Annotated in this window: 13 protein-coding genes and 1 riboswitch; of the genes, 8 read left to right on the top strand and 5 right to left on the bottom strand. The window is 53.5% G+C overall.

What is annotated here, in order from left to right; genetic code table 11:
• Window positions 1-71: 71 nt before the first annotated feature.
• The gene (locus ACI48K_RS14990; RefSeq protein WP_475028418.1) at window positions 72-602 is read right to left on the bottom strand and encodes a GNAT family N-acetyltransferase; all 531 of its coding nucleotides are present in this window, start codon (window positions 600-602) and stop codon (window positions 72-74) included.
• A 6-nt stretch (window positions 603-608) separates the two neighbouring features.
• On the bottom strand, window positions 609-1565 hold the full coding sequence (locus ACI48K_RS14985) for a helix-turn-helix transcriptional regulator (protein ID WP_475028417.1): 957 nt from the start codon (window positions 1563-1565) through the stop codon (window positions 609-611).
• 120 nt (window positions 1566-1685) lie between these two features.
• On the opposite strand from ACI48K_RS14985, the gene ACI48K_RS14980 reads away from it, so the two are divergent.
• From ACI48K_RS14980 to ACI48K_RS14965, 4 genes are all read left to right on the top strand, one after another.
• Window positions 1686-2114, top strand: coding sequence for a VOC family protein (locus ACI48K_RS14980; RefSeq protein ID WP_475028416.1), 429 nt, complete (start codon window positions 1686-1688; stop codon window positions 2112-2114).
• Window positions 2115-2276: 162 nt separating this feature from the next.
• On the top strand, window positions 2277-3254 hold the full coding sequence (locus ACI48K_RS14975) for an AAA family ATPase (RefSeq protein ID WP_475028415.1): 978 nt from the start codon (window positions 2277-2279) through the stop codon (window positions 3252-3254).
• A 2-nt stretch (window positions 3255-3256) separates the two neighbouring features.
• Window positions 3257-4360, top strand: a complete 1104-nt coding sequence (locus ACI48K_RS14970; RefSeq protein WP_475028414.1) for a DUF58 domain-containing protein — start codon at window positions 3257-3259, stop codon at window positions 4358-4360.
• Window positions 4361-4543: 183 nt separating this feature from the next.
• On the top strand, window positions 4544-5815 hold the full coding sequence (locus ACI48K_RS14965; protein WP_475028413.1) for a glycosyl hydrolase family 28-related protein: 1272 nt from the start codon (window positions 4544-4546) through the stop codon (window positions 5813-5815).
• A 126-nt stretch (window positions 5816-5941) separates the two neighbouring features.
• Here ACI48K_RS14965 and ACI48K_RS14960 read toward each other — a convergent pair whose 3' ends face one another.
• Complete coding sequence (locus ACI48K_RS14960; RefSeq protein ID WP_475028412.1) at window positions 5942-7246, bottom strand: glycosyl hydrolase family 28-related protein; 1305 nt, start codon at window positions 7244-7246, stop codon at window positions 5942-5944.
• Window positions 7247-7398: 152 nt separating this feature from the next.
• On the opposite strand from ACI48K_RS14960, the gene ACI48K_RS14955 reads away from it, so the two are divergent.
• Together ACI48K_RS14955 and ACI48K_RS14950 are read left to right on the top strand one after the other, a co-directional pair.
• Window positions 7399-8367, top strand: a complete 969-nt coding sequence (locus ACI48K_RS14955; protein WP_475028411.1) for an NAD-dependent epimerase/dehydratase family protein — start codon at window positions 7399-7401, stop codon at window positions 8365-8367.
• A 282-nt stretch (window positions 8368-8649) separates the two neighbouring features.
• The gene (locus ACI48K_RS14950) at window positions 8650-10350 is read left to right on the top strand and encodes a hypothetical protein (RefSeq protein WP_475028410.1); all 1701 of its coding nucleotides are present in this window, start codon (window positions 8650-8652) and stop codon (window positions 10348-10350) included.
• 924 nt (window positions 10351-11274) lie between these two features.
• On the opposite strand, the gene ACI48K_RS14945 is transcribed toward ACI48K_RS14950, so the two are convergent.
• Window positions 11275-12603, bottom strand: coding sequence for a hemolysin family protein (locus ACI48K_RS14945; protein ID WP_475028409.1), 1329 nt, complete (start codon window positions 12601-12603; stop codon window positions 11275-11277).
• A 279-nt stretch (window positions 12604-12882) separates the two neighbouring features.
• A riboswitch (purine riboswitch) is annotated at window positions 12883-12982 on the top strand.
• 59 nt (window positions 12983-13041) lie between these two features.
• Between ACI48K_RS14945 and ACI48K_RS14940 the strand changes: the two genes are divergently transcribed.
• Window positions 13042-14478, top strand: coding sequence for an NAD(P)/FAD-dependent oxidoreductase (locus ACI48K_RS14940; RefSeq protein ID WP_475028408.1), 1437 nt, complete (start codon window positions 13042-13044; stop codon window positions 14476-14478).
• A gap of 133 nt (window positions 14479-14611) precedes the next feature.
• On the opposite strand, the gene ACI48K_RS14935 is transcribed toward ACI48K_RS14940, so the two are convergent.
• Window positions 14612-15967: a metallophosphoesterase gene (locus tag ACI48K_RS14935; RefSeq protein ID WP_475028407.1), complete on the bottom strand. Its 1356-nt coding sequence runs from the start codon at window positions 15965-15967 to the stop codon at window positions 14612-14614.
• A 182-nt stretch (window positions 15968-16149) separates the two neighbouring features.
• Here ACI48K_RS14935 and ACI48K_RS14930 point away from each other — a divergent pair, with 182 nt between their 5' ends.
• Entirely contained in the window at window positions 16150-19629 is a 3480-nt protein-coding gene (locus ACI48K_RS14930) for a DUF6359 domain-containing protein (RefSeq protein ID WP_475028406.1), read from the top strand.
• Window positions 19630-20355: the final 726 nt, after the last annotated feature.

The raw sequence follows: 20355 nt of genomic DNA, 5'->3' as shown, positions 1-20355 counted from the left end.
TTTTTTGCTAGAGGCGCTTAAACACTTGGTATCTCAAGTAAGCGGCTAGCCGCTCAGGGACGGGGAGGCATTTAATAGCGCCGCGTGGCATTGCGGGCGGCCCAATCTTCATTGATCATGGAATACCGCACGCTGTCGCTTAAATTTTTGCTGTATTTGCGCAGGGTTCCCTCATAGGTAAAACCGCATTTTTCGATGACGCGTTTGGATTGCGCATTATGAGGATAATGGCAAACCGCCACAACCAATAAATCAAGCTCGGAAAAAGCATATTCCAATACCCGCAAAACAGCTTCCGTAGCGTATCCCCGGTTATGATAATCGTCCGAAATGATATATTCTATTTCTTTATAGCGGTCATATCTGTTCGTATCATGAAGCTCAAAGTATCCGATGACCTTGCCGCTTTCTTGTAACGCAATCGCCCAGGATTCCTGAGATGCGATCAACAAACGGATCATTTCAAGACTTTCGGCTATATTCTCGTGAACTTCCCATCCTGCATTCATTATACTGGAGCTTTGGCCAAACTCGAACAGGTCGGCAGCGTCGCTATCCCGCCAATCTCTCAGAATCAATCGCTCGGATTCAAGTGTTTTCATATTTGTTTACTCCTCTCTCGAATATTTCGCCATGATCTCCGAGAGGCTGCGCCGTATGGAATCGATCAACTCCGGAGGACTTTTGACGGTGGCTTCCTGGCCGAGGCCGATGAAAAAACGGGCCAAGAAGGGGATCTCGCTTGTTGGCACTCTGTCCTTCAAGCAGCCGGTACCGTCTTCGCGGATCACCAGCTTGACGCGCCGGGCCAGTTCGGCCTCGCAGGCCTGAACCCCCGCCGGGCTCAGCTCTGCATAGAAATCGGCGTAGGCCGGCTTCGATTTCGCAAACGATTCCCAGTTGCCGAGATGAACGTGCCGAAGGTCCAGGGGGTTCCGGCCGGCCGGTCCGCAAACGGCCGAAGCGATCCGGTCGCAGCGAAAGAGGCGGAAATCGTCCCGCTCAAAACAATAGGCCGGACAGTACCATAACCCGTTGCTCGCATATATGCCAACCGGCTGAATTTCCCGGCATGACTTGCCGCCTTGCGATTCGTATTCGATGGTGACGATTTGCTGCCGAATCGCCCCATCCAGCAGAACCGCCAGAAAAGGGGCTTCCGACCGGCGAACCGGCGTTATGAAGTCGAACCGGTTTTTCATCCCGTCAATCCGGTCCCGGACATCGCCCGACATGTAGTTGTAAAACTTGCCCAATGCCGAAGCGGCCTCCGGCTCAAACGGCAGAAACGAATAATGCCGAAGGGCGTGGCTGGCAAAGAATATGGCCACCGCTTCTTCCTCGGTGAAAGCGATCGGAGGAAGAATTCTTTCGTTGAGCACCTGGTAGCCGCCATGGGGACCTACCTCGGAATACAAAGGGACCCCCAGCTCGCTCAGCTCCTGCAGGTCCCTTAATATCGTTCTCGGAGAGACCCCGAACTCTTGGGCCAGCTCTTTGACGGTAAATTTTCGCTTGCGGTTGACCGTCATCATCAATTCCATCAGCCTTTTGGATTTGGACATACGCAAGGCTCCATTCGTTTTTATATCTATGACAATACCTGTCACTATTATCCTCTACAATAAGGATTAAGTCCAGCAGAACGGTTGGCTGGCTATTCAAACCAATGAGGAGTGGTATTGATGACGATGTTGCTTAACCCGTTTATCACGCTTGACGGCGGAACCGAGGAAGCGATTCGGTTTTACGAGAAAGCGCTGAGCGCCGTTGTTCTTTTTAAGCAGACTTTCGGGCAGGCGCCGGAGAATCCGGGGTCGCCGCTGCCTGAAGAGGCCAAAAGCAGGGTTGCTCATTCCGTGTTGAAGATCGGGGAATCGGAGCTGTTTGTTGGGGATAGCCTTCCGGGTGAACCCCATCCGACAGGAGGGAAAGTGTCGATCTGCGTTACAGCGGGCACGGCGGAAGAAGCCGAAAAGCGTTACGAAGCGCTGCGGGTGGGAGGACGAGTCGACCTGCCGCTGCAAGCGACATATTTCAGCCCTGCCTACGGCATAGTCACGGATAAGTTTGGCGTCAGCTTCCAGATTTTCACCAAGAGACCGCAAGTTTGAACCCGCGCTAACGGCGGAAATTGACAACTTTGCGGCATACCGATCATAAACGGTCCCACTCGCGGCGCATTTGCCCCGAAAGGGGCCGTTTTTTCTGGGTTGTGGTATGATTTACGCATAGAAACCTAAGTTTACATAACCTGATAAGGCGGTGTCGTACTTATGGAATTACAGGACGCGGCGAACATAATCGGACGGATTCGCCAAAATATCGCGGAAGTGGTCGTCGGCAAAAACGAGGTTGTTGATCTGCTGCTTGCTTCGCTGCTCGGGAACGGGCATGTTTTGCTCGAGGACGTCCCGGGAACGGGAAAAACGCTGCTGGCTAAGGCGCTCGCCAAATCGCTGGGCGGAGAGTTCAGACGCATTCAGTTTACGCCGGATTTGCTGCCTTCCGACCTTAGCGGCATCAATTTTTATAACCAAAAGACCGGCGATTTTGAGTTTCGTCCTGGTCCGGTGTTCACGCATGTGCTGCTGGCCGATGAAATCAACCGCGCAACGCCTCGGACGCAGTCAAGTCTGCTGGAGTGCATGGAGGAGCGCCAGTTGACGATCGACGGGGTGACTCATTCGCTGGCTGCTCCGTTTTTTGTCATTGCCACGCAAAATCCGATTGATCAGCAAGGAACGTTTCCGCTGCCCGAAGCGCAGCTCGACCGTTTCTTGATGCGGGTCGAGATGGGCTATCCCACCTTTGCGGAGGGTATCGATATTTTGCGGCGTTTTCGCGGCAGCGACCCGCTGGCCGGGTTAAGGCCGGTCGCGACCGGGGAAGAGATCGCGGCAGTTCAGCGCTGCTCGGCGGAGGTCCGCGTTCATGACGATTTGCTCGGCTATATTATGACGATTACCGAAGCGACTCGGAAAGCCCCGGAGGTCAAGCTCGGGGCAAGTCCTCGGGCCAGCGGGGCGCTGCTTCGGGCTTCCCAGGGATATGCGCTCGTGCAAGGCAGGGATTATGTAACACCGGACGATATCAAGAAGGTTGCCACACCGGTGCTGTCCCATCGCCTGTTGCTTCGCCACGGGCTTAAAACCGGAGAACGGCAGGGAGGCGAAATCGTACGCATGGTGCTTGAAAATGTGGCGGTGCCGTCAGAAGCTGTCCCGGTGGCGAAGGGGACGCGGGGGGATTAATCATGCAGCTGCCTTGGCTTATTGTTACGGCGGTATTGCTTGTTTTGCTGTTGGCCGGGATTTATCAGCGCCGGGCGCTCAAAGCGGTTCATTATACCCGTTATTTTTCCCGAAATGCCGCGTTTGAAGGGGAGTCCGTCGACATGGTCGAGGTTATCTCCAACGCGAAGCTGCTGCCGCTTCCCTGGCTGCGGCTGGAGTCCAGCATCGACGCGGGGCTGACGTTCGGCAATCAGAGCAACCTCGCGATTCATGCCGGTGAAATTTATCAAAACCACATCAGCCTTTTTTACCTTCGGCCGTACCGGCAAATTACGCGGCGGCATGAAGTCGTCTGCTCTCGGAGGGGACTATTCCGGTTGGAGTCGGCCACGTTAACGACCGGCGATCCGCTGGGCCTTGTGGCCAAAGTCCGGCGATATCCGCTAAATCTGGAGCTGCTCGTTTATCCGCGCATTCTCCCGCTGCAGGAGCTGCCGCTCCCGAACCACAGCTGGCTGGGCGAGCTTGCCGTGCGGCGCTGGATCGTGGAAGACCCATTCCTGTCGGCGGGAATACGGGAATACCGTCCCGGCGATTCCATGGGAAAGGTCAACTGGAAGGCCACGGCCCGCACCGGGATGCTGCAGGTGCACAAGCGCGATTTTACCGCCGATCACCGGCTGATGATTTGCCTTAATGTAGAAGATAGCGACTCCATGTGGAGAACGGTCACTGAACCGGAGCGGATCGAGCTCGGAATCCGGTACGCCGCTTCGGTGGCGGAACATGCGCTGCGCAGCGGCATAGAGACCGGTTTTCTATGCAACGGGCGGCTGATTGACGGCCTCAAAGAACCGGTCCGGGTCGAACCGCTCGCGCCGACGGATCAATTGGAGACGCTCCTGAGCGTTATGGCGAGGATGGTTTTGGATCGGACCGTGTCCATGATCCGCCTGCTTGAACTTGAGCTAGAATCGGACTCCGTCGACACCGATTATTTGATTATTTCGTGTCATCAGGGAGTTAGGCTACTGGAAACGGCCGAGCAGCTGAGTTTAAACGGCAACGGCATCGAATGGATGGCGATTCCGGAGGTCCCTTCGTCCGCCGAATCAACAGCCTGATCTTTTTAATAACGCCTAATTCGCCCTACCCGAAATATGAGTCAATTTCCTTGGTGCAAATACCGCTTACCTCTGAAGTCTTCCAGCCATTTAATAACATTATAGAATGCGAAAAAATGCTGGTTCCCAAAAAAGATGTCACATTGTAGGTGCGTCTGCAGGGACAAGGGGAGGGGTATAACCATGATTCAGGTAACCAAGGTTGGCGCGAAAGGAAACGGGGTGACCGACGATACGGCGGCCATTCAAAAAGCGCTTAATCAGGCGGCTCAGACCGGGGACACTGTCTACTTTCCTAGCGGCGTCTATTTGGTCAACCCGGCGAAGACGCTGACGGTTGGCTCGAATACGACGATCAAGGGCGACGGACGGTCTTCCGTGATCAAAGCGGCATCCGGCAGTTTTGGCTGGGAGCTCATACGGGCGACCGGCAAGAACATCATTATCGCCGGCGTTGCGCTGGACGGCAATCAGCGGGTTAATCGGGTGCTCGTCATTGGCGGAGGCAGCTCGCAGGTTACGGTAACGAATATAGCGGCGGCGAACGCGACTCATAGCACGGACCGTAAAAGCGAGTTCTATACCGGCGTAGTGTCGGGAATTGTCGTTTACGGCAATACAAACGCGATCGCTATTACCGATTCGGAAGTTTCAAAGGTGGCCGCCCAAAATCCAACCGGATCAAGTCTGGTTGCCCGGGGGATTTACGTAACGACGACCTGGGGCAGCAAGGAACGCGCGGCCAAGAACGTCACGATTCAAAATTGCTATATTCACCATATCACTCCGGCGGACGATAGCGATGGGGTATACTACGAGGACCCGGCCATGGATAACAACCAGGGGGAAAGCGTCGCCGGCTTGATCGCAGGCAACCGATTCGACTATTGCGCCAAACGGGCGATCAAGATTTACGCCGAAGGAGTCATCGTCCGCGGGAATGAGATCAACAACCCGTATTTGAACAACAACAAATATCAAGGCTCGCAAAAAGGCAGCCTTGCTCCCGATATGTATTCCGCAATCAGCATTTACGGCGGCAATAACGTTGCGGACGGCAATAAAATCGGCGGCGCCGGCAGCTTTTACGCCACCATCGAAGTGTCGGCGGGCCCTGCGGTGAATGCGGTCACGATTCAGAACAACACCCTCGCCATGGGGGATAAAAGCAACATCACGGGCACAACGGCCATTCGTCTCGGCAATATCAAGGACTTCCGGATTCTCTCCAACACGATAACGAACGGCGAGCGCGCCGTGTGGACGTGGCAAAATGCGGAGGCAGGACTAATCAAAGACAACATCATCAAGATGAGCAAGGGCGGCGGCATCGATCTCAGCACTTATCTTCGCGGTTACGTTCAGAAGAATATTTCTTGTTTGAGCAACAAAATTACGGCGAAGACCTTTACTGTACGAACCGCCTCTACAAACGTGAATGTTACGGTTAAATAAATCGGAGGAATGCTGCCGCCGAAATGAAAACAGTCGAAGCCTTAGGACTTTATTTTTTCCGTTTGTACGGAAGAAGTAAGGTTCTTTTGTTTGTATCCCGGTCTGTCGGGCTTGGTAAATCCGGATTTACCGCGGCCGCCGGATATGGGTTTCCACATCCTGCATGCGGTTGTCCGCAATTTTGCCGTCTTCGATCGGAGATTGTGACGAGGGTAGTCCCTTCTGTTCATCAAGGCGTATTCCCGTCTCCACATGACCGATGGTATTGCCCGTAATGCTGAATTCCCGGACGTCGCCAAGACGGATGCCACTCGAGTCCGGAGCGGGAGTAGCTGATCCGCTACCTCCGGAAATGGTATTGTTCTCGATGACGATCCCGGTTAAAGGGCCCGAATCCGCTTCGATGGCCGCATAGTAGCTGCCGGCTCCGTCAATGATATTTCCCGACACCGTAACCTCGCTGGCATAAACGGAAATGGCCGAATACATGTCCTGCGGCAGCGTTTCCTCGGCCGGAAACAAGTAATGGTTATTTCCCGAATAGGGGTTCGTGATGCGGTTGTTTCGAATAATGATTCCCGGAGCGGAAATTTTGATGCCTCTTTTGGCGGCGTGGTGAATGATATTGTTCTCAATGACGGAGTTCGAGAGGGCGGAACCTGTCTGAGGTTTGTCAAAAAATATTCCGTCGGCATCCTCTCGCGGCGTAATATGCGAGATTGCGTTGCCGGCGATGCGCACGGAGCGGGCGATGGGCTGCCCGGGCTCATACAGAACCATGATCCCCCGCGCTACGGGGCTCGAATGGATTGCCGAGACCGACGTGATGGTGCATGCCTCAATATCGATATCCGAGGTGCCGCCGTAGATCATGATACCGGAGACCACGGCGGAGTACATCCCGCTTTGGGGATTGTCCGATTGCGTGAGATCCCGAATGACGCTGTTTGCGATTTGCACATTGGAAGAGCCGGTATGAATGCCGATGCCGCGGAGCAGGCGGCGTTGGCCGTCGATGACGATTCCGTCCATACCGATATTGCTGCCGTTGACGGCAACAGCTTCGTATCCGAAGCCGTTTTGATCCAAAACGCCGAACTTCAGCACCGGTCTCCCTTGACCGATGAGGGTAATGTTGCTGTTAAGCTGAAGCGGCTTCTTAACCCCAATGAGATATGTGCCGGCCGGGACGATGACCCGAGCTCCTTGCCGGTAGGAAGCCGCTTTTCTCAGCACATTAACAAATGCCTCCGTATCGTCGCTTAAGCCGTTGCCTTTGGCACCTGCTTCTTTGACGTTCAGCACGGCGGGAGGAAGGTGACGGTCCGGGTCCGGCCATATTGTGATGAAGGCGGGAATCGCCAGGCAGAACACGAAGCCGGCAAGCAGCAACAAAACCGGAGAAAACTTCTTTTTTTTCGGCTTTTTCATATTTTCACGCTGCCTTGGAGTGTTTTTGAAGCGGACTTGTATATTATGCTTACGAAAATAAAAGAAAAAAATGCGTATTCGTATATTTCCCATCTTCCTGACATATGGTGTTGAGACTGAAAATTTTCGTAGGAATGGGAGAGTAAGATCGGATGAAGGTACTAGTAACCGGGGGAGCAGGGTTTATCGGCAGGTATACGGTGGCAAGGCTCATTGAACTGGGGGATCGTGTCGTTGTTGTCGACCGCAGAACCCCTGCCAGAACGCAAAATATGGACGAGTCGGTTACATTCTATCAACAGGATATCATTTCCGACAAGCTGGAAGCTATATTTGCCGAAGAACGGCCGGACTGCGTCATTCATCTGGCCGCGCAGGTCAGCGTGCGCCGTTCGCTGCTGAATCCGACCGACGATGCCGAAAACAACATTATGGGAACGGTCAACCTGCTGCAGCAATGTGTCAAATATCAGGTAAAAAAGCTCGTGTACGCTTCGTCCGCTGCGGTATACGGTAATCCCCGTCAAATGCCGGTAGGAGAAAATCACGTGACCGAGCCGGTGTCTTTTTACGGCGTGTCGAAACGTGTCTCGGAAATGTATGTCCAATCCTTTGCCCGGTGTCATGATCTCGATTATACGATTCTTAGATATGCCAATGTATACGGAATTCGGGAGACCCGAACGGGAGAAGACGGCGTTCTCACCGCATTTGTTGAGCGCATGATGGCCGGACTTCCGCTCGAAATCTATGGCGACGGAAAACAAACTCGGGATTTCGTTTATGTTAAAGACGTGGCCAATGCCAACGCAGCCGCGCTTCGGGGCGGGAAAGGACAGGTTATGAACATCAGCGGCGGGGTTGGCGTTTCTCTTCTCGAGGTCGTCGATATTCTTAAGGAACTATGCGCAAGGAACGTCTCCCCGCAGTTTCTCCCCGCTCAAGCCGGCGACATTGAGCACAGCGTGCTGGATAACGGCAGAGCCAGGGAAGAGCTGTGGTGGGAGCCGGGATATACGCTTTATGACGGTCTGAGCGAGATGGTCGAATTTGAAACGGAGTCCCGGAAGAATCCGCTGCTTGTACAGCATATCGGCTTCAGCGAAACTTCGGCGGTGTGATTCGAAAGCTTGCGAAGCTGTTTGTGAAAAATGTAGGTGCCAGTGATAGACTACTAAGGTGGTCCGTGAAAGATGCAATGGTGTCCGTAAGGATCGCTAAGGCAGTTCGCCCCCCGCTTCTCAAAAAAGAGAGGCGGGGGTTTATTGATTATTGGCCGGATTCGAGGCCCTTAATTTTGAAAAATTCAACCTTAGGATGGATTGCTGACGCGGCGGTAGGCGGGGATTATGGTATGATGGATCTGTTCGGCAGAATTTAACATCCGCGTGGGAGGTTTGATCATGCCATCCGCTGCTTCCTTTTTTCAAAAGCAATCGCTGCGCTGCTTGCTTACGTGCTTGTTTGAGACCATACTTTTACTGCCGCTTTGGCTGGTTTTCGCCACTTTTTCGTTCCCTTCGGGGTTCCGGGTAGAGTGGCTTTTCGCGCTGCCGCTTTTGCTGTTGCTTGGCGTGCTGCTTATGGAACGCCTGCGAATGCTTTGGCAGCGGTTAGGAACATCCGTCCTGATCGGTGCGGCACTGGCCGCTCTGGTCATTTCCGCCGAAGGAGTGTCCGTTGATGCCGTGCTGCTTGCTATAGCCGGCGCGGTTTGTTTCCTGCAGGGCTTGACGGCGGCCTCCCGAATCGGCAACTACCGGATGCAATGGACCGGCGTGCTTTTATATTTCGCGGCGGGGATCGCGTTTCCGCGGATCCCGTCGCTAGAGGTTTGGCGGCCCTTGATCACATGGGCAGGGATCGCGGTTCTGGCGTTGACTCTTCTGGTGACCAATCACCAGTATTTGAAATACAGTTCGCTGTCCGGCGATCCATCCGAACGGGTGCCGGGTGGCCTGCGCCGTCATAATCAGCTCTTTATCGCAGCCATTGTCGCCGTTTCCGTTCTGCTTGCCGCGGGTGCGGGCCGCTGGATAGGCGGTGTAATATGGCGGCTCGTGCAGAGCGTGGTACGCTGGTTGTTCCGGCCGGGAACAACCGCTCCGGCAAAGCCTCAGCCGGTTGAACCGCCCCCTCCGCAGCCAATGTTTCCGCCCGCGGATAATAAGCCGGGCTTGCTGTCTCACCTGCTGGACGTCGCTTTTTATGTGCTGGGAACCGCGGCGTTGATTGCCATTGCCGGATTCGCGCTTTATTGGCTGTACCGGAATGCGGGCGGAATTTGGCGGCAAACTCTCGATCGTTTGCTTGCCCTGCTGCGCCGTGAAGGAAGAGTCGGAAAACAGGCGGCTTACCGGGACGAAGAAGCCAATATTTTTTCCTGGGAAGCGGCCATGCGCAAATTGATGGATGTGAGAGACACTTGGTTCGCTCCCGGCCGGCGCCGGGAGCGCTGGGAGGATATGAAAGACAACAAAGAGCGGATACGGTTCTTGTATCGTCGGCAGTTGCGCGCCAGATACGATGAAGGTTATGAAATCAACCCCCATCTGACACCGCTGGAATTGGCGGAGGATCTACAGCTGGCACGTGGCATGATGGAGCAAGGGAAGCGCAAGGAACATGGCAAAAACATGGAGCGGGGCAAAGGCAAGGAGAAAAACACGGGGCCGAACACGGGGCCGAACACGGGGCAGAATCCTGGCGGTAACCCTGGTCAGCGTTCGAGAAAAGGTGGACCTAAAAGCCGAGGGCAGTCCGGTAACGAGCGGGACAGCTTTCGAAGCAGGCTCTTAGGTGCCGATCTGAGTAAAGAAACGGGAATGGAGTCGAGCCGGGTTCCGGGCCAAGCTCCAAACCCAGCTCCAAACCCAGCTCCAAACCCAGCTCTGGGCTCAACCTTGAACACACCGCGCTTTGACCAGACCGGTCATCGGGGCATGGGGCCAGACCATAACGGCACTCCCAAGGGGCGGATCTCCATTGAAAATCTGCCTGGTGGAGTGGGATCCCTGCTCTCCTTGTATTATAAAGTTCGCTATGGGGATGAGCTCCCTCGGGATAGCGAGGTTGCCGAGGTCCGGGAGAAGCTGGAGCGGTGAATGAAAGTGAAGGAGCAGTGAGAGTGAATAAGCGGTGAATAAGAGTGAATAGCAGTGAATGAGCGATAAGTGCAGCAGGGATATGGACGCCTTCAGAAAATTGGTGCAGATGGAATATAGATGTTGACGTCATAAAGATGCCGTTGGATAAAATGCCGGGGAGTACAGGAGTTGATGGAACAGTGTTGCCGGTTAGCTTCTAACCTTCGGGATATCCGCTGCCTCCGGAATTCTAACGGACTCCAGTGTCCTTATTTAGCAAAAGCCACAGGTATCCCGATTCTAACGGACTCAGGAGTCGTTAATTGGCGCAAACGAGTAATAATAGCGGGGAAATGAGCGGAATAAGGTCAACTGAATCCGTTAGAGTTGTTTTCGGGCGGAAAAAGCGGAAATAACGCTTTTCCGGTCCGTTAGAGTGAGGTAGGGACGATGGCGGTGGACGTGAAACGGGACAGAGGGACAGTGGAAGTGTCGAAGTGACCGTTGGCGAACAGCGGGGGGATGAGCTGCAGAAGGGTGTCCAACTGACTGTGGAACTGAGGAAGTGACGAAGTGTGACAGTCGGCGTTAGCGGGTCTAAGACAATGTAGGTTCGAGAGCCGGTGAAACACGTGAGAACAAAGGCCGGCCATCGCGAAGGACCGAGAGACATGAACCTTGGCTCAATGTGATCGCTTCGTCAACGTAAGTCACGACAAAACTTAAGTACGCTCGGTCCCTACGCATGCAAAAAAGACGCCGGAGCGTCTTTTTATGTTTATTTCGAACCACGAGGCTCCCCAAAAATGAATGGGAGACTAACTATCGCAGGCCTTCTGTGCTTTCAGCAGGGAACGCATATGGTCGACCTGCCGATTACCGCCGTCATTGAACCCAACACTGCGACCCGCGCTGTGAGCCGCGTGACGTACAACGCCATTTTTACGCGTGGCTCAAGGCTTGTTCTTTGCCGATATGTTTTACGATTTCGAGCTTTTTGAAGCGGTGAGGCTCTTTTTCCAGAAGCTTGAAGGTCAACTCCTCATGCTCCAGCGTTTCGCCGACATCCATGCCCGGATACATGCCGTAGAGCCATCCTCCGATGGTGTCCACATCCTCGGTATTGAGGTCGGTAAGCAGGATATCGTTAATATGATTAACGTTTACAGTACCTTGGGCGATGATATGAGTTTCACTTAGCCGGATCAGCGGTTCTTCTTCTTCCTTGTCGAACTCGTCGCGGATTTCGCCGACGATTTCCTCCAGAATGTCCTCGATAGTGACCAGTCCGGCCGTTCCTCCGTACTCGTCGATCAGGATTGCGATGTGGGTGCCTTCGCGCTGCATTCTTTTGAGGAGCTCATTTACCGGAGTTACCTCCGAAATCGCCATCACCGGCTGCAGCAGGGAGCCGAGCTCCAAATCCGGGTTGCCGTCATAGGCGAGAAAAATTTGCTTCGTATTGATGATCCCGATAACGTTATCCTTGCTGCCGTCTACAACCGGGAAACGGGTATACTGCTGTTCTTTAATGATATCCAGATTCTCCTGCCGCGACTTGTCTATATATAAGCACACCATGTCGGTGCGCGGCACCATGATTTCCTTGGCGAGCAAATTATCGAAGGCAAAAATCCGGTTGACGTAACCGTATTCGCTCTGATTGATCTTGCCGCTTTCGAAGCTTTCGTTAAGGATGATTTGCAGTTCTTCTTCCGAGTGCGCGTCTTCATGCTCGGAGGCCGGCTTAATGCCGAACAGGCGCACCAGTTGGTTTGCCGAACCGTTCAAGGCCCAGATAAAGGGGCGCATGATTTTGGTAAACAGAATCAATGGTCTAGCCGTAAGCATGGCGATTTCTTCCGCTTTGCGGATGGCTACCGTTTTGGGAGCCAATTCCCCCACGACAACATGAAAATAAGTAATCACAATAAATGCGATGATAAAAGAAAGGGCGCTGCCCAATGCTTCAGGTACTTGGAGGCTGTTAAACAACGGATGCAGCATTTTCTCCACCGTTGGTTCGCCCAGCCAGCCGAGTCCGAGCGCAGTGATCGTAATCCCCAATTGGCATGCGGATAAATATCCGTCCAAGTGGGAGGTGACCTGTTTGACGGCAAGCGCGTTTTTGCGCCCTTCACCAATCAGCTGATCAATCCTGCTTCCCCGAACACGAACGATCGCAAACTCTACCGCCACGAAAAATGCCGTCAGCGCGATCAAAATCACGACCAAAACCAAGTAAAATACCAAAAGCCTGTCACTGTCCATTTCGAACATCTACTCCTTTTCCGTATAAAGAAAATTTAAAATAAAGATACCTTTAGTATATACGAAGCAACATCGAAAATCGATTCATCCGGGCGTGCCGCGAGGATTTTTTAAATGATTTGGTTTTTTGTTCATCATATTAATGTTCGGATTTAGACGAACATAGAGTTAATTTTCTTCTGGTTTTACGTCTTTATTACAAATAAATACGAATATTTGTGGGTTTAGCGATTGACACATACGTTATTCTTGGAATATACTTCTGTTGTTGCGAAATAACCGAATAGGATTTTTGAAATTCGTATATCCTCAAAGATAAGGTTTGGGGGTTTCTACAAGGGACCATAAATTCCTGGCTACGAATAGGTGGATTGGCATACCTATTCATAGGCGGGATTTTTTATTTAACTCGAAAAACCTTGGGAGGAAATAAAACCAATGAGCAAATATGATGCTATCGTGATTGGAGCGGGGCCGGCCGGTATTTTTGCATGTTACGAATTAACCCGGAAAGCTCCTCATTGGAAAGTGCTGCTGGTCGACAAAGGACATGATATCTACCGTCGCCGTTGTCCGATTTTGGAAGGGAAAATCACGCTTTGTCCTCCGGCCGCGGGACGCAAGGAATTTGCCGGCTGTCTGCCCGCATGTTCGATTACCGCCGGGTTTGGCGGGGCGGGTGCTTACAGCGACGGGAAATTCAACATCACAACGGAATTCGGCGGCTGGCTTACCGATTATATCGCTCCTTCCAAGGTGCTGGAGCTGATCAAATACGTGGATGACATCAATCTGGAGCACGGGGCGACAACCAGCATCACCGATCCGATGACGGAAGCCGTCCGCAGCATTGAGCAGCGCGGCTATGCCGCGGGACTGAAGCTGCTCCGGGCGCAGGTTCGTCATCTTGGAACCGAGCAAAACCTGGAGATTTTGAAGTCGATTTACGAGTATTTAAACCCCCGGGTCGATATGATGTATAAGGCTGAGGTCGAAGATCTCATTACGGTTAAAAAAGACGGAATCCACCAAGTGCGCGGCATCCGGCTGAAATCCGGCGAAGAGCACGAGGCGAACCTGGTCATGATCGCCCCGGGGCGGGACGGTTCGGCTTGGCTTACGGAAATTCTGAAGGAACGGCGCCTGAAAATGGCAAACAACCAGGTGGATGTTGGCGTTCGTGTTGAGACCTCCGATGTAGTTATGCGGGAAATCAATGAGCATCTGTACGAAGGCAAATTTATTTACAACACATCGGTTGGCACTCGCGTCCGCACCTTCTGCAGCAATCCGTCAGGCCATGTAGTGGTGGAGAACCACAGCGGCGTAATGGCGGCTAACGGCCATTCCTTCAAGGACCCGGCATTGGGCTCGTCCAATACCAATTTTGCTTTGCTGGTCTCGCACAAGTTCACCGATCCGTTCGATAAACCCAACGAATACGCGCGGGAAATTTGCCAAAGAGCAAACGATCTGTCGAACGGCGGGGTGATTGTTCAAAAATACGGCGATATCCTTCGCGGCCGGCGGTCTACGGCGGGACGCATTTCCGAAGGATTTTTGGAGCCGTCGCTAAAAGAAGCGGTCCCTGGAGATCTAGGCCTTGTGCTCCCGTACAATACGATGAAAAGCTTGATCGAAATGATGGAGGCGCTCGACAAAGTGACGCCGGGCGTTGCTTCGGAGCATACGCTGTTCTACGGAGTGGAAGCCAAGTTTTATTCCGCCCGTCCGAAGCTTAACGAATCGCTGGAAACGGAAATCGAAGGTTTGTTCTGCGGCGGAGACGGAGCGGGGATCACCCGCGGCCTGGCTCAGGCCGGGGCGGCGGGAGTCTGGATCGCCCGGGGCATGCTGGCAAAAGCCGGAGAGTAAACAGGCTGCAGCGAAGTAATATAAAAAAAGGTTATTGCCCTTTTGCGGACAATAACCTTTTTTTGATGATAGAAAAACAGCAAATCATTCCGCATTTATGAAGTTGCGGAGCGGGTCTTTTCGAATTTTTTTCTCAAGGCCCCTGTAGAATCATATGCAAAGCCGTGTTGTTCAGCGCTTTAGGCTCCAGGATGCTTAGCATGTATTTTTGCTGAAACGACGATTTGGCTTGCTGCAACAGCTTGTACCCTTCGCTTTGGATCAACTCGTCCCGGTGCTGGTTGGCCGTTCCGGCGAAATACATGACATTGAGGTCCGCCATGGTCTGAGCGATGGCTTTTTTTTGCGCCTCGGTATAGCTTGGATCGTCGTTCAATCTGCCGGAGGTTTTCGCGTAGGATACTTTTTCAAAAAATTCCCGCGCGTATGTCTCGAAATGGAGCAGGTTGTCGTCTTTGATCTTGTTTTCGCGGGCCCATTTTGCAACATCTACCTGGGTAGCCGTATAGTCCAGCGCATGATCCGCCGGATTGTAACGGATCATTCCGTAACGATGCGGGTTTACGCTGAAAGCGCCGGTGGCGATGTCGTAAATGCCGGAGTTCGTCTCGCGGATATCTTGAACGTGAACATGCCCCGACAAGACAAGACCTAGTCCGTCCTTCTCAAACGAGGAAACGACATCCTGACTGTTGTTAAGCGTAAAGTCTTTGTTTGCCACCCCGCTGTGATCGATCAAATTATGATGCGTGACGGTCAGGACGCGAACCCCTTGCTGCCGGGCTTTATTGGAGCACTCCGCAATCCATTTCAGCGTGGACGCCGGAATCTCTCCATCCGTTTGAGGGAACCCGAACAGCTCGTTGTTGTCGTATTGGCTCGTATCGAGCATAAGCAGCCACAGGTCGTCGGAAGCGGCTGCCAAATAGCTCAAAGTGGCCGAGTCGCTTGAAACGGCCTCGTTATACCCGAAATCTCCGTAAATTTTGCGGAAATCTTTTGGAGAAATATAGTCCGTTTTGTACTGCGCGTCCCCTTGTATTCTGCGCGCCCAAGGATTATTGATATCGTGATTCCCGGGAATCACGTATACGGACGTTCCGCCAGCTTCGATTTTCTTCAATTTGGCGGCAAGGCCCTCGTGACTCGCTTTTTCGCCGTTGTTCGTCAAATCTCCGCTGAGAATAAGGATCTGAGGCTTTTTCTCCGCGATCTCCGCCACAAATGCATCGCTGATCTCATCGATATAGGTCAGCAGCTTTCCGTCGCCCAAATTGACGTAATCCTGAAATGCCTTGCCGCTGTCATGCAGCTTGGGGCTAAGGTAATGAACGTCGGTGGCCACAAAGATATCCAGCGGCTGCCCCTTTACCGGTTTGGCGGGTTTATCCGCATTATGGTTCGAGGCGGTTTCACAGCCGCCGAGGATGATCAGGCTAAAAAGGCATAGGGTGAGCAGTCCTAAAGTGAATAGATGTTTTTGTCTCATTCATAGATTCCTCCTGTTGTCCTTCCACTTTATATGGAGTCAAAGGGAAAAAGCTGTGCTGTTTGTAACTATGAAAATACGATTTTACATTATTTTAACGGTCAGCCAATAATAAACAATTTATTTTAAAATATGATAGTTAAGTAGTCTATTATAAAGTTGTGGGGAGGAATGGATCTTTGATGAGCGCAAAATGGAAAAATAAGCTGCTGGGTTGGGCCTTGGCGGGTGCCTTGGCGGCAACCGGCATTCCGGGCGGCACGTCGTTCGCTGCGGCGGAGGACGTTGTCCCTGGAGGACAACTGGAGATTTCTGCAGAAGCGCCAAGTTTGGCGCAAGACGCTTTAAGTGAGACCCTTCCGGCGGATCAGCCGGCGCTGCAGTCATCTGAGACGCAGATTGCTCCGTCAGCGGCAGCGGAGGCAACTTCCTTAACCGTGGCTGACACGATTGCAAAAGGAAACAATGGAGAAGTCGTCAGCGTAACGGGGTATATCGCAGGTCATGCAACGGGTTCGTTAACCGCCGATTTCGATCCGCCGTTCACCAATGATTTTAACTTCCTGATGGCCGACACGGCGGGAGAACGGGACAAAACAAAGCTGGTAGACGTTCAGGTCCCTGCGGGATTTCGGGCACAGTTTGGCCTGCAGAGCAATCCTGATTTAATCGGGAAGCAGGTTACCGTATCCGGTTCGCTGGCCGCGTACAACAATTTTCCCGGCCTGAAAAGCGTGACGGCCATTGAGCTGTCCGCGCAGCACCCCGATCCGGGCGAAGATCCCGGACAAGACCCGGGTGAGGACCCTGGCAGCGGCAATCCGGATCCGGGACAGCCGCCGACCTTGCCTGACGGAACCGGCAAAAAGGTACTGTTTGACAACAGTCACGCTCAAACGGCTGGCGCTGCGGATTGGGTTATCGACGGAGCCTTCTCGGACTTTGCCGATGGTCTGCGCGCCGCCTTGTTCACGGTAGATTCGCTGGACCGCCCGATTCCGTACACGTTCGGGGAGCAGGCGATCACTTACGATGTGCTGCATAATTATGATGTGTTCGTTATTCCGGAGGCCGATATTCCGTTCAAAGCTTCGGAGCAGCAGGCTCTGGTGCAGTATGTACAAAACGGCGGGGCCGTGTTCTTTATTGCGGACCACTATAACTCCGACCGCAACAAAAACCGCTGGGATGCTTCCGAAGCGTTCAACGGCTTTCGCCGCGGCGCTTTCGAGAATCCGGTCAAAGGCATGAGCGCGGAGGAAGCGGCATCTCCGGCCATGCAAGGCCTTTCCAGCTCGGACTGGCTGGCGGACAATTTCGGCTTGCGATTCCGCTACAACGCGCTCGGCGACGTCAACGCGACCGACATCGTGAGTCCGAGCCAATCGTTTGGCATCACGACGGGAGTGCAAGCGGTAGCCGTTCATGCCGGCTCCACGCTGGCCATCCTGGATCCGCAAAAAGCCAAAGGCATCGTTTATGTTCCTACTGGCGCCCCTGCATGGGGCAGCGCGGTGGACAGCGGCGTGTATAACGGAGGGGGACGGCCGGAAGGTCCGTTTGCCGCGATCTCCAAACTGGGACTTGGCAAAGCCGCTTTCATCGGCGACTCCTCACCGGTTGAGGATATCACGCCGAAATATGTCCGGGAGGAAACCGGACAAACGAAAACAACATACGACGGTTTCAAAGAAGTCAATGACGGGCTGTTCCTGGTGCAAATCGTGAAATGGCTCGCTTACGATGAAAGCTACACATCGCTCGATCAAGTGCCGGGTCTGCAGCTCGATACGCCAACGCAGCTTGGCGCCAGCGAGGAGCCGGAGCTAACGACCGAGCCGCAGCCGGAACCATGGTCCGCGCCGGCCGCCGGGTACAAATGGTATGATCCGGCGACGTTTAAGCCGGGCTCTTATGGTTCGACCCAGGCTCCGACGACGGATCCGGTGTTTGCTTTCGTTCATCAGGCGCAGCTGCCAAGCGCTCAGGAATTCCAAATCCGTTTGACCGTAGACAGATTAACGCCGGGGCAGACGGTTACGGATCTTAGAGTCGGCTTCTATCTGAACGGCGGAGAGCAAATTGCCAGATTTAACAACGGCAGCGGCGGCTGGTCCGATTACAACTACAGCCCGACGTTTTCAGTCACGGGCAATGCTCAAGGGCACGCCGCTATGGATCTGACCGTTCAGTTCAAGCCGGGGCTTTCCGGCAGCGCGAATCTGCGGCTCAAACGCGGCAGCGCCAACGTCAACACGAAGACGGTGACGATTGCGAACGTTAACGCGGAGCCGCTTCCCGGCGACCATCCGGCGGTGCCGGATCCGGTATCCATTGCGGATGCCCGACAAGCTGCGGACGGTACGGTGGTTACGGTGGAAGGCGTCGTTACTTCCGAACCGGGATTGTTTGGCGGCCAAGGGTTTTACGTGCAGGATGAAACCGGCGGAATTTATGTTTATCAGACGGCAGCCGGTTACCATGCCGGAGATCTGATTCGCATCAGCGCAAGCAAAACGCTGTACAACGGGGAAGTCGAGCTGGAGAACCCGATCGTGATCGAAGATCTGGGGACGGCGCCGCTTCCCGAGCCGGAAGTTCAGGCGGCTGTCGACGACAGCAACCAAGGGCGCCTGATTTCGCTGCAAAACGTGGAAATCCGGAATGTCGTTCAGGCCACGCCTGCGGGATCGTTCGAATTTGACGCAGTTCGTGGAGACGGAGTCTCAACCCGCATCCGGGTCGACGGCAGAACGGGCATTAATCTTACGGCGTTTAACTCTGCATTTCCGGCAGGATCGCGGATCAGCGTAACGGGCATTTCTTCCGTTTTCCGCGGCACGTTCCAATTAAAGCCGCTGAAGCTGGAGCATTTTGCTCTGTATGATCAAGTTGCACCGGTCACGACGGCTATTGTAGCCGGCAAAGAAGGACCGTCCGTCTACAACGTGTCGGCGGTGTCGATTTCCTTTAGCGCCGAAGACGGCGGCGGCAGCGGGCTTGCTCACACCGAGTACCGGGTGAACGAGGGAAGCTGGACGGAAACTTCCGCTCCGGTTACGCTTATCGCGGACGGAAGATACGTCATTGAATACCGTTCGCTGGACCAGGCCGGAAACGCGGAGACCGCCAAGCTGCTTTACATTAACATTGATCAAACGGCGCCACTGGTTGCATTTGCTGGAGAGAAGACCGTGCTGCAGACCGATGCAGCCGTTCCTTTTACCGTCAGCGCGGAAGATCAAGTTAGCGGTATCGCCAAGACTACCTATACGCTGGATGGTAAAAGCATCGCCGGTACGGCCGGCATCGTTCCATTCTCCCAATCGGCCGGGCCGCACACGCTGATCGTACAGGCGGAGGACGCAGCCGGACTTAAATCATCGGCGAAGCTCACCTTTGAAGTCACGATCGACATCGCGCATCTGGATGAGCTGATCGACCTCGGCGAAGCTAAGCACTACTTCAGGGTTAAGGGGATTGCCACTGCTTTGGAGGCTCAGGTCGCTTCTCTGCAAAAATCCAAGCTCAAGCTGGAGCGCGGCATCAAAATCACGGCTCTAAAGACTACCATCAAAGCGCAGTCCGGACTTGGCATCGCGAAAGATTTTGCCAAATTGCTGGCGGATGACCTGGACTACATCAGCAAAAAGGCGAGCTAATCCGCATCCGAGCACGCTAGATTGGCACATGGACGCAAGGGCAAGTATTTTTGGAGGGGCGACGGAGTCGCTCCTCTTTTTTGTTTTTGTGAACAGTTAAACCCCGAACCGGCCTTTGCGCCACCCTCCGCACCCCTAGCGGTCACGCACGCCCCTACATTACCCCCGCACGCACAAACCATAGTACAACAATGCATAATACCGCACACGCTCTGCACATGACCCCGGCATACAATCGGCACATGACCCGTATACGCCTTGCACAAATCCAACACATAACCCTGCATACAACCGGTACACGCTCTGGCAAATACCCCCGGCACACAACCGATACACGATCCGGCATATGACCCAACATATGACCCAACATATGACCCAACATATGACCCAACATATGACCCAACATATGACCCAACATATAACCAACACAGGCTCCGTACATGACCTGGGCATACTACCCGTACACACCCAAACACCCGCCCCGCACACGATCCGGCACGTAACCCGCACACAAAATTCAACACAAACCATTACACGCCCTGGAGGGGAAGTCCGCTCGACGTTCACTCCCATCTGGATATTCATCTGTAACCGTCCTTCTCACTACCCCTTTGCTGCTAATTTTCCAATAGAGGGCTTGCGTTTGCTTAAAGAGGTGGCGGGTAGCCATTTAAAGAGTTGAAATATTGTATAATGTGCAACATTTTTGAGCATTCCAGGTTGTTA

It is taken from the genome of Paenibacillus terrisolis (genome assembly GCF_056171975.1).
This window is presented reverse-complemented; position numbering and strand designations above follow the sequence as displayed.